At 71.0% G+C, this 14443-nt stretch carries 10 protein-coding genes and 1 pseudogene; 7 read left to right on the top strand and 4 right to left on the bottom strand.

The window, feature by feature from the left end:
- Positions 1–198 precede the first annotated feature (198 nt).
- Positions 199–1575 carry a replication initiator gene (locus IE226_RS36060; protein WP_190085737.1) on the top strand — a complete coding sequence of 459 codons (1377 nt, stop codon included), beginning with the start codon at positions 199–201 and terminating at the stop codon, positions 1573–1575.
- Between the two features lie 122 nt (positions 1576–1697).
- On the opposite strand, the gene IE226_RS36055 is transcribed toward IE226_RS36060, so the two are convergent.
- The gene (locus IE226_RS36055; protein ID WP_190085702.1) at positions 1698–3140 is read right to left on the bottom strand and encodes a recombinase family protein; all 1443 of its coding nucleotides are present in this window, start codon (positions 3138–3140) and stop codon (positions 1698–1700) included.
- 67 nt (positions 3141–3207) lie between these two features.
- Here IE226_RS36055 and IE226_RS36050 point away from each other — a divergent pair.
- Both IE226_RS36050 and IE226_RS36045 read left to right on the top strand, forming a co-directional pair.
- Positions 3208–3360: pseudogene (locus IE226_RS36050) on the top strand (dicarboxylate/amino acid:cation symporter); the annotation flags it as partial.
- A 260-nt stretch (positions 3361–3620) separates the two neighbouring features.
- Positions 3621–4256 carry a TetR/AcrR family transcriptional regulator gene (locus IE226_RS36045; RefSeq protein ID WP_190085736.1) on the top strand — a complete coding sequence of 212 codons (636 nt, stop codon included), beginning with the start codon at positions 3621–3623 and terminating at the stop codon, positions 4254–4256.
- Between the two features lie 18 nt (positions 4257–4274).
- On the opposite strand, the gene IE226_RS36040 is transcribed toward IE226_RS36045, so the two are convergent.
- Together IE226_RS36040 and IE226_RS36035 are read right to left on the bottom strand one after the other, a co-directional pair.
- Complete coding sequence (locus IE226_RS36040) at positions 4275–5117, bottom strand: MaoC/PaaZ C-terminal domain-containing protein (RefSeq protein WP_190085701.1); 843 nt, start codon at positions 5115–5117, stop codon at positions 4275–4277.
- Positions 5118–5262: 145 nt separating this feature from the next.
- Entirely contained in the window at positions 5263–6582 is a 1320-nt protein-coding gene (locus IE226_RS36035) for a 3-oxoacyl-ACP reductase (protein ID WP_190085700.1), read from the bottom strand.
- A 72-nt stretch (positions 6583–6654) separates the two neighbouring features.
- On the opposite strand from IE226_RS36035, the gene IE226_RS36030 reads away from it, so the two are divergent.
- From IE226_RS36030 to IE226_RS36020, 3 genes are all read left to right on the top strand, one after another.
- Positions 6655–7932, top strand: coding sequence for an acetyl-CoA C-acetyltransferase (locus tag IE226_RS36030; protein ID WP_190085699.1), 1278 nt, complete (start codon positions 6655–6657; stop codon positions 7930–7932).
- Positions 7933–8097: 165 nt separating this feature from the next.
- On the top strand, positions 8098–9996 hold the full coding sequence (locus IE226_RS36025; RefSeq protein ID WP_190085698.1) for an AMP-dependent synthetase/ligase: 1899 nt from the start codon (positions 8098–8100) through the stop codon (positions 9994–9996).
- Between the two features lie 95 nt (positions 9997–10091).
- Positions 10092–11741, top strand: coding sequence for an alpha/beta hydrolase (locus tag IE226_RS36020; RefSeq protein ID WP_229871755.1), 1650 nt, complete (start codon positions 10092–10094; stop codon positions 11739–11741).
- Positions 11742–11764: 23 nt separating this feature from the next.
- Here the strand turns inward: IE226_RS36020 and IE226_RS36015 are convergent, their stop codons facing one another.
- A complete protein-coding gene (locus IE226_RS36015; protein ID WP_190085697.1) occupies positions 11765–12619 on the bottom strand; it encodes a helix-turn-helix transcriptional regulator in 855 nt (284 codons plus the stop codon).
- Between the two features lie 152 nt (positions 12620–12771).
- Here IE226_RS36015 and IE226_RS36010 point away from each other — a divergent pair, with 152 nt between their 5' ends.
- Entirely contained in the window at positions 12772–14244 is a 1473-nt protein-coding gene (locus IE226_RS36010) for an MFS transporter (protein WP_190085696.1), read from the top strand.
- Positions 14245–14443 lie beyond the last annotated feature (199 nt).

Below are 14443 nucleotides of genomic sequence, written 5' to 3'. Positions count from 1 at the left end.
CGCATCTGTCGGGGCGCCGGAACCATCCGCTGAGCACGATCCGCACCACCTGACCGAGCAAGGAGCGAACCCCATGGACGACCACGCGCCACCACCCATCAACCGTGCCGCTTCGGCGGCCCACCCCGGAAGGTCCCCACCATCACCCCGGACTTCACCCCGGCTGACAGGCGCGCCGCCCTCGACCGCGCGGCGCGCCTGCGTCAGCTCTCCGAAGCAGACCGTGACGCCATCCGCATCGCCCAAGACCCCAAGTTCCCCCGCTGGCTGGAACAGATCACTGCCACGGGCGGCTGTACCCACCCGATCCACCTCTCTGGCTCGACCACCACCCTGGATGCAACGACCGGCGTGATCTTGCGGCACTACGACACCCGCAACGAACCCGGCGAACGGCTCTCCGTCCGCTGCCGCAACCGACGCGCGACCGTCTGCGCACCCTGCTCCAGACTCCATGCCGGAGACACCTTCCACCTCGTCCGCGCGGGCCTCCTTGGCGGCAAGAACGTCCCCTCCACGGTCCGCGACCGACCCCGGCTCTTCATCACCCTCACCGCCCCCTCCTTCGGGCCCGTACACCGGGCCGGGGAGCGCTGCCGCCCCCGCCGCGACGGAGGAGAGTGCGAGCACGGGCGCCCCCTCGGCTGTGCCACCGCGCACGGTCCGGATGACGCACTCGTCGGGCAACCCCTCTGCGCCGACTGCTACGACTACCCGGCACACGCTCTGTGGCACGCACACGCGGGCAAGCTCTGGGACCGCTTCGTCATCGGCGTCCGCCGACACCTCGCCTCCTCTGCCGGCCTCGTGCAATCACGCTTCCCCGATCACGCACGCCTGTCCTTCGCCCGCGTCGCCGAGTACCAGAAGCGCGCCGCAGTCCACGTCCACGCGGTCGTCCGCCTCGACGGCCCTGCCGGACCTGACGACGAACCCCCGGCCTGTGGAAGGGTCGGCCAACTCGCGGATGCCGTGCGCGCTTCCGGGAGCCGGGTCCTGGTCCGCACCCCCTACAGCCCCGCCATCGGTGAACTCGCCCTGCGCTGGGGCGTCCAGGTCGACACCCGCCCACTGCACTCCAGCGGCACGGGACCGGACGACGACGCTGTAGCCGCGTACGTCGCGAAGTACGTCTCCAAGGGTGCGAGCGAGACGGGCGCTGGAACCGATCACCGGATCTCAGCCTGGGCAGACATCGGCATGGTCCCGGTGACAGACCACGTCCGGACCCTCATGCGCACCTGCTGGCGCCTCGGCGGGCTGCCCGAGTACGAGCCGCTGCACCTGCGAGCGTGGGCCCACACCCTTGGCTACCGCGGTCACATCCTGACCAAGTCCCGCGCTTACTCCACCACTTACGCGGCGCTGCGTGCTGACCGAGCAGAGCACGAGGGGCATGGCGAGCCGGACGAGGGCGTGGCTGGCATGGTCGCTGAGGCGCAGTGGCGGTACGTCGGCGCGGGCCATACGCCAGGTGCGGCCCTTATCGCGGCTGGGGTCGCGGATGATCTAGCCCACAACCGGGAGTTGGTGTGGGAGGAGCGTCAAGGGCGGCAGGGCGCCCATGGCAGATGAGATGTCGCCGCCGCTGCCCGACTGGATTTCGGAGGTCCTCGACCGTTGGGTGCCGCCGGAGGACTACGACGCTCGCCTCTCGGCGATTGTCGATGGGTATGCCTCCGACCGCTCCAGGGCCGTCAGCCTGAGGGAGCCTGATCGTCTGCGCCGACCGGCGTGATCCTGATGGAACTGATCTCGGGCGGCTTCCGCCTGCCCTGCCCGATGCTGAATACCTCGACCTTGTCGATCACGCTGGCAACGATCGCCCGGCGTCGCTCCAGGTTCTCGATGCTGTCGTCTTGCCACACGGACCAGACATCCGTCTCGGCGCGTGACTCTCGTACGACCGTCGCGGCCTCACGGGTGCGCAGTGTCTGGAGTTCGTCGCGAAGGTGGGTGAGCGAGTCGAAGTAGTCCTCGTCTTCCATCTGGCCCGCCTTCCACCTTCCTCGCATCGCGCGAATACGGTCCTCCAGCAGGCTGATCGCGCCCGAGAGATCCTCTGTCGTTTCCGATGGTTGCTGAGGCTTGCGCTTCGACAAGGCGGCTTCCACGACCTCGTTCAAGCGGTCCTCAATCCACTCGTACTTGCGGTTGACCTTCCCGCAGCCGAGCCCCCCGTAGGGATTGCGCTGGCCGGAGTGGCAGAACGTTCGTCGGAACGTGCGTCCCTGGATGGTCGCCCACTGGACACGCATCGTCGACTTACAGTGCCCGCACTGGAGGAACCCTGAGTACACGTGCTTCCGCTTGCCCTGGCCCTGCGCGGTCGGAGTCGCGCGGCCGTCCAGGACTGTTTGGATGTTCTCCCACTGCTCGCGGGTGAGCGGGGAGCCGTAGATGCTGTCACCGATATCGCGTCCCTTGTGGGTGACGATGCCTCCGGTGCGCTCTGCCCGGAAGACCCGTTTGACGGCGTTGATCGTCCAAACTCCACCCTGGGGTGTCGTCACCCCTGATGCATTCCACGAACGTGCTACGTCGCCTGGAGTCTTCGGCGTGATGTCCATGAGCATCCGGTATCCGGCGCGGATGAGCTCCGTCTCGTCGTCGTCCAACTCCTGGAAGTGCGTGCCCTCTTTGAACCCGAACTGACGCTTGCCACCAGCGTGCGGCTTGCCTTGCTCGCGCCGCTGAAGGAGAGAGTTGTTCACGCGCTCCGACATCCGCTCGGTCTCCTGCTGGGCCACTGCGCCCTTGATGGTCAGGATCATCCGGCCGTTCGCGCTATGAGTGTCCTCGCCCTCTGTCGTGGCGAAGGCGAACCCCTGCTCCTGCTGCTCCTCCAGGAAGCTGGTCAACTCGCTGATCCGGCGCGTCAGTCGGTCGATCGAATACACGACGACTCCGTCGATCAATCCGTCACGGGCGTCACGCATCATCTCCGCATACTGCGGGCGGCGCTTCTTGCTCGTGGTCGATGCCGAGATGTCGTTCTCGGGGTAGACCTTGTAGACCCCCCACCCCATGCGCTCACATAGCTCTCGGCATGCCTTCTCCTGGCGCTGGATGCCGAGCTCCTGACCTTTGCGGTCCTTGCTGATCCGGACGTAGATCCCTACACGCTTCGGCTTGGCCATGCCCCACCCCTGAGGTCTTGGACGACTAACCTGCGCACTGTTCAACGTACATACCTATAGTCCGGTTACGAACGTGGCCGGTCAGGCGGCCGTGCCGGTGATCGTCGCGGCCCGCGAGAAGATCCTGGACCGTGAGGCCTACGAGCACGCGTCGGCTTCGCCGCTCGACGAGTTCGAGGCTCCCGCCGACGAGCGGCAGTCGGTGCCTGTCGCCGCCTGACGTCCCCCCGCTCGTACCGAGCGTGCCCCGCACCTGGATTCGTTCCGGGTGCGGGGCACGTTTGTCGCGTGCCTGATCGGGTCAGGCGCCAAGCTCGCGGCGGCCCTCGCTCGCCCGGCCGCCCGGCCGTCCGAGTGTTCGGGGCTGACCGTAGGCTGGTCGGTCTGTGCACAGGTTGTGGGCACAGGTGGTGCGGAAGGCGGGCGTCCGGGGTGGGCGATGTGAAGGCCGGGGGTGCGGCGGTGAAGCGACAGAAGCGGATGCCGCGGGCCGTGCGGGAGCAGCAGATGCTGGATGCCGCCGTGCGGATCTTCGGGCAGCGGGGGTACCGGGCGGCTTCGATGGACGAGATCGCGGAGGTCGCGGGAGTCTCGAAGCCGCTGGTGTATCTGTACCTGAACTCCAAGGAGGAGCTGTTCACCGCGTGTATCCGGCGGGAGGCGGCGGCGTTGGTCGCGGCGGTGCGGGCCGGGGTGAGCGGCGGGACAGGCGGGGAGGCGCGCGGCGAGGGTTCCGCCGACCGGCAGTTGTGGGCCGGTCTCCAGGCCTTCTTCACGCATACGGCGGAGCGGCCCGACGCATGGGTGGTGCTGCACAACCAGGCGCGTACGCAAGGGGAGCCGTTCGCCGCCGAGGTCGCCGTGATGCGCGAGGAGATCGTGGCGTTCGTGACGTCGCTGATCGCGGAGGCGGCACGGGAGGCGCACCGCAAGCCCGAACTGGCCGAGCGTGAAGTGGCGGGCCTGGCGCAGGCGTTGGTGGGCGCCGCGGAGTCGCTCGCCGGCTGGGCGAACGGGGATGCGTCGGTGTCCGCGAAGGAGGCCGCCGCGACGCTGATGAACTTCGCGTGGGCGGGCCTCGGGAATCTGATGGAGGGGCGGCGCTGGGTTCCCTAGCGGCGGCAGCGCGGCTTCTCAGCGGAGGGTTCCGCTGAGGTGGACCCTGTCGCCGCCGCGCAGCTCGAAGCCGGGGCCGTCGGCGGCATAGGTGACGGTGCCCGGGAGCAGCACGGGGGCCTTGAAGTCGACCTGTACGCGGGCGGATTCGGGTGTCTCGTATTCCGTGTGCTCCGCGATGCAGCGGGCCGCGGTCCACATGCCGTGGGCGATGGCCCGGGGGAAGCCGAGGACGCGTGCGGTGAGGGGGTGCAGGTGGATGGGGTTGCGGTCACCTGAGACGGCGCCGTAGCGGCGCCCGAGGTCCGCGGGAAGCTGCCATTCGGCGCGGGCGGGGAGGGGGGCGGCGTCGCTCTTGCGGGGTGCGGTGGGTGCGTCGGGCGCGCCGGTGTCACTGGCGTCACTGGTGTCACTGGTGCGATGCCGGGCGAGATACGTGCTGTTCGACGTCCATACGGGGGTGCCGTCGACGCGGGCTTCCGTGACGAGGGTGGCTTCGGTGCCGCGGCGGTGCGGGGTCAACCGGGCTGCGTGCACGGAGAGTTCGAGGCTGTCGTCCGTCGTCAGTGCTCGGTGCTGGGTGATCTCGATGGACGTGTGGACGAGTCCGAGGAGCGGCAGCGGGAACGCGCGGGTGGTCATGAGCCGCATGGCCAGCGGAAAGCCGAGGACGTGGGGGTAGGGGAGGGGGAGGGTGTGCTGGGGGGCGGGGTAGCCGGCGAGCCGGGAGTAGGCGGCGAGCTGCACGGCATCGGGGCGAACGCCGCCGCGGGTCTCTCGATCACCGGGCAACGAGGCATCGGCCCGCGGCCGCTTGAACGGCGAAAGCACCGCACCACGAAGAAGAAGGGGGGCAAGCATGGGGACCTTTCGAACGGGTGTGAACAACGCGGGGCAATCGGGCGGGTGGGTGGGAGAGCGTGTTCGCCCAGGTAAAGACACGGGGCAAACGGGCGGGTGGGCGGGAGAGAAACCCCGGCCCAGTAAGCCCCCCCCCGTAAAGCAGCTACGCGCCAAGCAAACTCTGCCCGCAAACCCGGATGACCTGACCGTTCACCCCGCTGGAGGCCCCCGCGAGCCAGGCGGTCGTCTCCGCCACGTCCACCGGCAGACCCCCCTGCGCAAGGGAGTTCATCCGCCGCCCCGCCTCGCGGATGAACAGCGGCACCGCCGCCGTCATTTTCGTCTCGATGAATCCGGGGGCCACCGCGTTCACCGTAACCCCGTGTTCCGCGTACGCGCCCGGCGCGAGGGACCGTACCAGGCCGATGATTCCCGCCTTGCTGGCCGCGTAGTTCGTCTGCCCCACGTTCCCCGCGATCCCGGCGATCGACGCCGTGGCCACGACGCTCCCGCCCCGGTTCAGCGTCCCGGACGCGAGCAGCGCGTCCGTCGTGCGCAGCACGCTCGTGAGGTTCACGTCCAGGACCGGGTTCCAGCGCTCCGCGGGCATGTTGGCCAGCTTGCGGTCCCGCGTGATCCCCGCGTTGTGGACGAGGATGTCGAGGCCGCCGGGAGCCAGCGCCGCCGCCATGCGTTCCCCGGCGTCGTCCGCCGTGATGTCCAGCGGCAGCGCGGTCCCGCCGAGCCGGTCGGCGACCCGTACCAAATCCGCCTGCGCGGAGGGGACATCGAGTACGACCACCCGCGCGCCGTCCCGCGCGAGGACTTCCGCCACCGCCTCCCCGATTCCCCGCGCCGCCCCCGTGACCAGCGCCGTACGGCCGGACAGCGGGCGGTCCCAGTCGCCCGGAGCCGTCAGTTCGGCGTCCCCCACCTCGATCACCTGGCCGCTGACGTACGCCGACCTCGGTGAGAGCAGGAACCGCAGTGTGGACTCCGCGGCCGGCGCCGAGCGCATGCGGACCAGCGTCGCCGTGCGGCCCCTGCCCAGCTCCTTGCCCAGGGAACGTACGAAGCCCTCCAAGGCCTGCTGCGCCGCCGCCTGGTGGTGGTCGGAGGGGGAGAGCGGCGCGCCGAGGACCACGACGCGGCCGTTCTCCGCCACCGAGCGCACCACGGGATGCAGCGCCGCGTGCACGAGCGCGAGGCCGGGAGTGTCGCTTATGCCGGTTGCGTCCAGAACCGCCGCCGCCGGACGGGAGGAAGAGGAATTCTCCGTCGGCTTCAGACGCGTGCGCGCGAAGATCGAGGCGAGGTCCTTCTCGTACGCGGACTCCCCGGCCGTCAGGTGCAGCAACTCTCCTTCAAGCTGCGGGCGTTCCGGCGTCCAGCGCCGCAGGGCCGACGGCTGCGGCAGTCCGAGCCTCCGGGTGAGGAAGCGGCCGGGTGCGGTGCCCGTGAAGTTCAGATAGCGGTCGGCCATTGTCCAACTCCCAGCTCGGTCGTAAATTTACTTCAGAGTAAGGTTACTCAAGGGTCAGGAGCTGGTCGAGACATGAAACTGCCCACCACCCGCCGCGTGGCGGTCATCGGCGGCGCCCGCATCCCCTTCGCGCGCTCCGACGGCCCGTACGCGACCGCGTCCAACCAGGAGATGCTGACCGCCGCGCTCGACGGGCTGGTGGAGCGGTACCGCCTGGAGGAGCCGGGCGCCGTGAGCGAGTTCGTCGCCGGCGCCGTGCTCAAGCACAGCCGGGACTTCAACCTCGCCCGCGAGACCGTCCTCGGCTCGCGACTCGCGGCGACCACACCCGCGTACGACATCCAGCAGGCCTGCGGCACCGGCCTGCAAGCCGTCATCGCCGCCGCCAACAAGATCATGCTGGGCCAGACCGAGTCGGCCGTGGCGGGCGGCGCCGACACCGCGAGCGACGCACCCCTCGGCGTCAACGACTCCCTGCGGAAGATCCTCCTCGCCGCGCGCCGCGCCAAGACGACCGGAGGCCGGGTCAAGGCGCTCGCCCGCGTGCGTCCCTCGCACCTCGTGCCCGACATCCCGCGCAACGCCGAGCCCCGCACCGGCCTTTCCATGGGCGAGCACGCCGCCGTGACCGCACAGGCGTGGGGCATCACGCGCGCGGCGCAGGACGAACTGGCCGCCCGCAGCCACCAGCGGCTCGCCGCCGCGTACGACAGGGGGTTCCTGGACGGGCTCGTCGTACCGTTCCGCGGTCTCGACCGGGACCAGAATCTGCGGCCGGGATCGAGCGTCGAGAAGCTCGCGAAGCTGAAGCCCGTCTTCGGGGTGAACCGGGCCGACCCCACCATGACCGCCGGGAACTCCACCCCGCTGACGGACGGCGCCGCTCTCACGCTGCTCGCGAGCGAGGAGTGGGCGCGGGAGCGCGGGCACGAACCGCAGGCCTATCTGAGCGCGTACGAGAGCGCCGCGGTCGACTTCATCGGCGGTGACGTCGTCGGGGGAGAGGACGGGCTGCTGATGGCGCCCGCGTACGCCGTGCCGCGGATGCTGGAGCGGGCGGGGCTCGGGCTCGCGGACTTCGACTTCGTCGAGATCCACGAGGCGTTCGCCTCGCAGGTGCTCGCCACGCTGGCCGCGTGGGAGAAGCAGGGCCTCGGGGTCGTGGACCGGGACCGGCTCAACGTCGCCGGGTCCTCGCTCGCCACGGGACACCCGTTCGCCGCCACGGGCGCGCGCATCGTCGCCACCCTGGCCAAGCTGCTCGCCGAGCGGGGGACTCCCGGGCGCGGGTTGATCTCTGTCTGCGCGGCTGGTGGGCTGGGGGTGACGGCGATTCTCGAGCGGGAGTGAGGGCCGCTCCCGAGCCGGGGTGACGACTCGCCGTCGACTCCCCGGGCCCGCCCCTTCCCCGAAGCCGGCTCCGCCGGCCCCCGCGCACCATTGATCACCGGATTCGCCGAGTTCGTCCCCGAACGCCGGACAGGCTGAACCCCACCCGCACAAGGAGCCGCCCCCATGCCGCCCGTCCCCCCGCAACCCGTCCTCGTCGAACCCCACCTGCGGCACCTCGACGGCGTCGTGCGCGAAGTCTCCGTACCGGCCTTCGCCGCCGCCGTCCGCGAGGGGTCCCTCGCCGACATTCCCTTCGACAACGCCCGTGAGGCCCCCGCCGAAGCCGTGCTCTCCCGGAAGGGGGAGGACGGGCGGTGGCGGGACGTGTCGGCCGCGGAGTTCGCCGACGAGGTCCTCGCCGTCGCCAAGGGGCTGATCGCCGAGGGCCTCGCTCCGGGCGACCGGCTCGCGATCATGGCGCGTACGACGTACGAGTGGACGCTGCTCGACTTCGCGGGCTGGGCGGCGGGGCTCGTCACCGTGCCCGTCTATCCGACCTCCTCCGCCTATCAGACCCGGTGGATACTCCAGGACTCGGGCGCCGTCGCCCTCGCCGTGGAGACCGTCGCGCTCGCCGCGTCCCTCGGGCCCGAGCGGGACCGGATACCCGACCTTGAGCACCTGTGGTCCTTCGAGAAGGGCGACGTGCGGCGGCTCGCCGAGCTGGGGCGGCGCGAAGGGATATCGGACGCCGAAGTCGAGGGTCGGCGCGCCGGGTTGGGGCCCGACTCCCCGGCCACGCTCATCTACACCTCCGGCACCACCGGGCGGCCCAAGGGCTGCGTCCTGACCCACGGCAACTTCTTCGCCGAGGTCGACAACGCCATCGAACTGCTCCACCCCGTCTTCAAGTCCGTCAGCAAGGCGCCCGCGTCCACGCTGCTCTTCCTGCCGCTCTCGCACGTCTTCGGGCGCATGGTCGCCGTCGGCTGTCTGCGCGCACGGGTACGGCTCGGCCACGCGCCCAGCATTCAGACCGAGGACCTGCTGGGTGACCTGGGGGGTTTCAGGCCCACCTTCCTGCTCGCCATCCCGTACGTCCTGGAGAAGGTCTTCAACACCGGGCGCGCCACCGCCGAGAAGATGGGCCGCGCCTCGTCCTTCGACCGCGCGGCCCGTATCGCCGTCCGCTATGGCGAGGCGGTCGAGGCGCGGCAGCACGGCACGGGACCCGGCCCGTCGTTCGGCCTCCGGATGGCCCGCGCGCTGTACGACCCGCTCGTCTACCGGCGTATCCGCGCCGCACTCGGCGGCAAGGTGCGCTACGCGATCTGCGGCGGCTCGCCGCTCGGGCGCCGCCTCGCCGCGTTCTACGCGGGAGCGGGCATCGAGATCTTCGAGGGGTACGGCCTCACCGAGACCACGGCCGCGGCGACCGTGACCCCGCCCCTGAAGCCGCGCCTCGGCACGGTGGGCTGGCCGCTGCCCGGCACCCGTGTGCGGATCGCGGACGACGGAGAGGTGCTGCTCGCCGGCGGGCAGGTCTTCGGCGGGTACTGGGACGGGCAGGCCCGTCGTGCCGTGCCCGCGACGGAGGAATGGTTCGCGACCGGGGACATCGGCGCCCTGGACGCCGACGGCTACCTGTCCATCACGGGCCGCAAGAAGGACATCCTGATCACCACCGGCGGCAAGAACGTGACGCCCGCCCCGCTGGAGGACTGGCTGCGCGCCCACCCGCTGATCGGCCAGTGCATGGTGGTCGGCGACGCCCGGCCCTACATCACCGCCCTGATCACGCTCGAAGCGGACGGCATCGCGCACTGGTGCCGCATGAAGAAGAAGGCGCACACGGGCCCCGGTCTCGTGGACGACCCCGAACTGCGCGAGACCCTCCAGCGCGCCGTCGACGATGCCAACAAGCTCGTCTCCCGCGCCGAGTCCATCCGCCGCTTCGCCGTACTGCCCGTGGATTTCACGGAGGAGAGCGGCCATCTGACGCCGTCCCTGAAGCTGAAGCGGGATGCCATCGAGCGGGACTTCGCGGCGGACATCGAAAACTTGTACGGACACGCAAGGTAGCCGTAGGGGGACGGTCATTACTCCCTGTCACCTGAACGGGCGGGGGCGCTGTCCCGCCCTTAGGGTGATCGAGGGGCCGACCCTGGGAGGTTGCCGTGCGCAGAGCTGTTGCGCTCGCCGGCGCTACCGCGCTGGCCGTCATGGGGGCAGGGGCCTGGCTGCCGGGCGAGAGCGCGGCGGCCGCATCCTCGCCCTTGCACTCGCCCTCACCCTCGCCCTCACCCGATCTCTCCCGCTACTACTCGCAGAAGATCGATTGGGGCGCGTGCGAAGGGGACGGGGCAGGCCTGCTCGTCGCCGATTCGGATGCCACGACCGTCCCCGAGGACAAGAACATCCAGTGCGGCAAGATCACGGTTCCCCTCGACTACGCGCATCCGAAGCGCGACACGATCAAGCTCGCCATGGTCCGCATCAAGTCCAGCGGCAAGCCCCGCGGCTCGCTCCTGCTGAACTTCGGCGGGCCCGGCGGCGCCGGTGTCTCGGGGCTGCTGAACGCGCAGAAGGAATTCGAGTACCTCGGCAAGGGGTACGACGTGGTCTCCTTCGACCCCCGCGGCGTGGGCGAGAGCTCGCCCGTCAGCTGCGGGAACGACGCCGGCGCGGACGACCCGGAGGTCAAGGGGGGCTCCGACGACGCCGGGGCCATGCTCGACCAGATGCGCAAGATCGCCGAGGCCTGCAAGAAGGAGTCCGGTCCCGTCCTCCCGTACGTCGGCACCGTCAACGTCTCGCGCGACCTGGACGTCATGCGGCAGGTGCTCGGCGACAAGAAGCTCAACTACCTGGGCTTCTCGTACGGGACGCGGCTGGGTTCCGTGTACGCGGCGCAGTTCCCGAAGAACGTCGGGCGGATGGTCCTCGACGGTGTGGACACGCTGACCGAGGACGTCGCCGAGCAGGCGCTGGTCAGCGCCGAGGGGCGCCAGACCGCGCTCGACAACTTCACCACATGGTGTACGGACAACGCGGGTTGTGTCCTCGGCACGGACTCACGCGCCGCCCGTGAGCATATGTCGGAACTGATCAAGGGCCTCGACTCATATCCGCTCCAGTCCTCCGACGGCGGGGAGTTCACCGGTCAGGACGTCGTGGACATACTCGGGCAGGCGCTCTACAGCAGGCAGTCGTGGCCCGCGCTCTCGCAGGCCCTCGGCGCCCTTCTCGCGGACGGCGACCCGCGCGCGCTGCTGCGGATGGGCGGCTCCCTGGCCCAGCAGACTCCGGCCAACGGGCTTGCGGAGGTGCTCGGCCGGACGCCGGTCCGGACGCCGGGGCGGGCGCCCGAGGACGTGCCCGCCGACAACATGGCCGCCGCGCTCATGGCCGTGAACTGCGCGGACGACCCGGACCGCCCCTCCGAGAAGAACGTCGAGAAGGAGGTCACCAAGCTCCAGAAGGAGTTCGAGTCGACCTCCGACATCTTCGGCAAGTCGATGCTCATGCCGGTCCTCTTCTGCTTCGGGCGGCCCGCCGGCACGGACTACATCCGCGAGGACGTACGCGACGTGAAGAGCCCCGAGTTCCTCCTCGTCGGCACCCGCGGCGACCCGGCCACGCCCTACCGCTGGACCGAGGAGACCGCGAAGCGCCTCGGCTCGGCGGCCGTCGTCCTGGACAACAAGGGCGACGGGCACACCGGTTACGCCGGGTCTAAGTGCGTGCGCGAGAAGGTGGACGGGTTCCTGCTGTACGGGGAGATGCCGGCGAACGGGAGCTCGTGCGGGGTGGAGGAAGAGGAGTAGCGGGTAGCGGCGGTGGGCGGCGGCTAGCGGAAAGCGCGGGCCGCCGGGTCGAGGCGCAGCATCGCCTCTTCGTCCGCGCTGCCCGGCTCGGCCTGGTAGGCCACAAGGCGCTGGCCGTCCGTCCTCGCCAGCCTCATCACCTCGTACGTGAGCGTCATCGGGCCGACCTTCGGGTGGTCGAAGGACTTGGTGCCGCCCCCGCGTTCCTTCACGTCGTAGCGCTCCCAGAGGCGGGCGAAGTCCGGCGACTTGAGCAGGAGTTCGCCGACCAGGGCGGTCAGTTGCGGGGAGTCCACGTCGACGCCGCCGACCGCGCGCAGGTGCGCGACGGACTTGGCGACGGTCTCCTCCCAGGGGCGGTAGAGCACGCGGCCCACGGGGTGGAGGAACACATAGCGCGTGACGCTGCGCTTCTCCGCCGGCCAGTCCCAGAGGCCCGGCATGAGGCGCCGGCCCGCCGGGTTCGCGGCCAGCATGTAGCTGTGGCGGCTGATCACGTACGCGGGGTACGGGCTCAGGTTGTCCAGCATGCGTTGGACGCTGGGGCGGACCGTGTCTCCCGGGGTGGGGTGCGGTTCCGTGAGGCGGCCCGATGCCAGTTCGGCGAGCTCGTGCATGCGCTCGTGGGCGTCGCCGCTGAGGCGCAGGGCGCGGGCCAGGGCGTCGATGACCGAGGGGGAGGGGTTCTTCTCGCGGCCGCGTTCGAGGCGCGTGTAGTAGTCGACGCTCACCCCGGCGAGGGTGGCGAGCTCCTCTCGGCGCAGGCCGGGGGTGCGGCGCAGGCCCGTCCCTTGCGGGAGGCCTGCGTCGGCGGGGCTGATCTGCGCGCGTCGTGCCCGCAGGTACCGGCCCAGTTCCGTGCCCTCTGCTTTCGCCATTCATCCATTGTCCCCGGCGGGGGCGGGGCGTGGGGGGCCGTGTCAGGGCCAGGAACGCTGCGGTCTGCCGGGGGCGGGGGATCTGGCGGAGCCTGAAGCGGCTTCCCCCACCCACCCACCCGATCACCCCGCATCACAGGAGTTCCCCAAACATGCCGCCCCCTCCCACTCCGTCCGCCTCGGCCACCTCCGCCCGCTCGGCGTCCGCCTCGGCCGCCTGCGCCCCCGACTCGGCCGCGTCCGGCCCCTCCGCGTCCGCCTGCGCTCCCTCGGCCCCCGCCCCCGCCCTCGCCCTCCTCGCCTCCCTCCTCGGCTTTACCGTCATCACCGTCGATGTGTCCGCCGTGAACATCGCGCTGCCCGCGATTCGTACCTCCCTGCACGGCGGCATGGCGGGTCTGCAGTGGGTCGTGGATGCGTACACGCTGATGTTCGCCGCTCTCATGCTCTCCGCGGGAGCCCTCGCCGACCGGGCGGGCGCACGGCGTGCCTACGTCTGCGGTGTCGGTCTCTTCACCCTCGCCTCGCTCGCCTGCGCCCTCGCCCCCGGCATCGGTGCCCTCGTCGCCGCCCGCGTGGCGCAGGGCGGGGCCGCGGCCATCGTGATGCCCGCCTCGCTCGCGCTGATCCGCCAGGCGTACGACGACCCGCGCCGCCGGGCCCGCGCCATCGCCCTGTGGACGGTCGGCGGCTCCGTCGCCATGGCCGCCGGGCCCGTACTCGGCGGCGTACTCACCGAGGCGGCGGGCTGGCGCGCGGTCTTCCTGCTCAACCTGCCGCTCGGCGCGGTGATCCTCGCCCTGCTCGCCCGCACCGCACCTTCCCCGCGCCGTCCCGCGCCCCTCGACCTCACAGGCCAGGCAACCGCCGTACTCGCCCTCGCGGGTCTCGCGTTCGCCGTCATCGAGGGCGGGCACCTGGGGTGGACCAGCGCGCCGGTGCTCGGCGCCGCCGCCCTCGCCGTCGCGGCGGGCCTCGGCTTCCACGCCGCCGAGAAGCGGCACGCGGCGCCCATGGTCCCGCTCGGGCTGCTGCGCGAGCGCAAGGTCGCCGTCTCGCTGGCGATCGGCTTCGCCGTCAACGCGGGCTTCTACGGGATCGTCTTCCTGCTCGGCCTCTACTTCCAGCAGCTGCGCGGCATGTCAGCGATCGCTGCGGGCCTGATGTTCGTGCCTCTGGCGGTGATCATCACGTCCACGAACCTCGTCTCGCCGCGCATGGCGGAGCGGATCGGCCGCCGCCGGGTGATCGTGGCGGGACAGGCGGTACTCGCCCTCGCGATGTTCGTGCTCCTGCCCCTGGCAGCGGACACCCCGCTCTGGCTGGTCCTCGTCCTGCTCGTCCCGACCGGCATGGGCGGCGCGTTCGCGGTCCCCGCACTGACGGCCCTCCTGATGGACGCGGTCCCCGCCCACCGCGCGGGCACGGCCTCCGGCCTGCTCAACGCGTTGCGTCAGACGGGCGGCGCGATGGCGGTGGCCCTCTTCGGCGCACTCCTCGCGACGGAGGGCGGCACGGGCTTCTCGGTGCCGGGCATGCGGGAGGCGCTGGTAGCGGTGGGCCTGCTGCTGTGCGGGACGACGGCGCTGGCGGCGTGGCTACTGCCGAGGGACGGCCGGAGCTGAGCCCTGCCGGGGCCCCGGCAGGGGAGAGACGGATTGCAGGAAAGTCCCGCGCAGGGCCGCGAGAAGGCCTGTTCTGGCGGGACTTTCCTGCATTGACCGCAGATACGGCACGGCCCCGGCCGGGTTGCGGTGGTGCGCCCGCGCCTGTGGCCGCGCCTGCGGAGGCGGGCGGCGGTGTGTCCGTGCGCCGCGCTCGGCG

This window comes from Streptomyces longisporoflavus (assembly GCF_014649775.1).
Classification (GTDB): Bacteria; Actinomycetota; Actinomycetes; order Streptomycetales; family Streptomycetaceae; genus Streptomyces; species Streptomyces longisporoflavus.
This window is presented reverse-complemented; position numbering and strand designations above follow the sequence as displayed.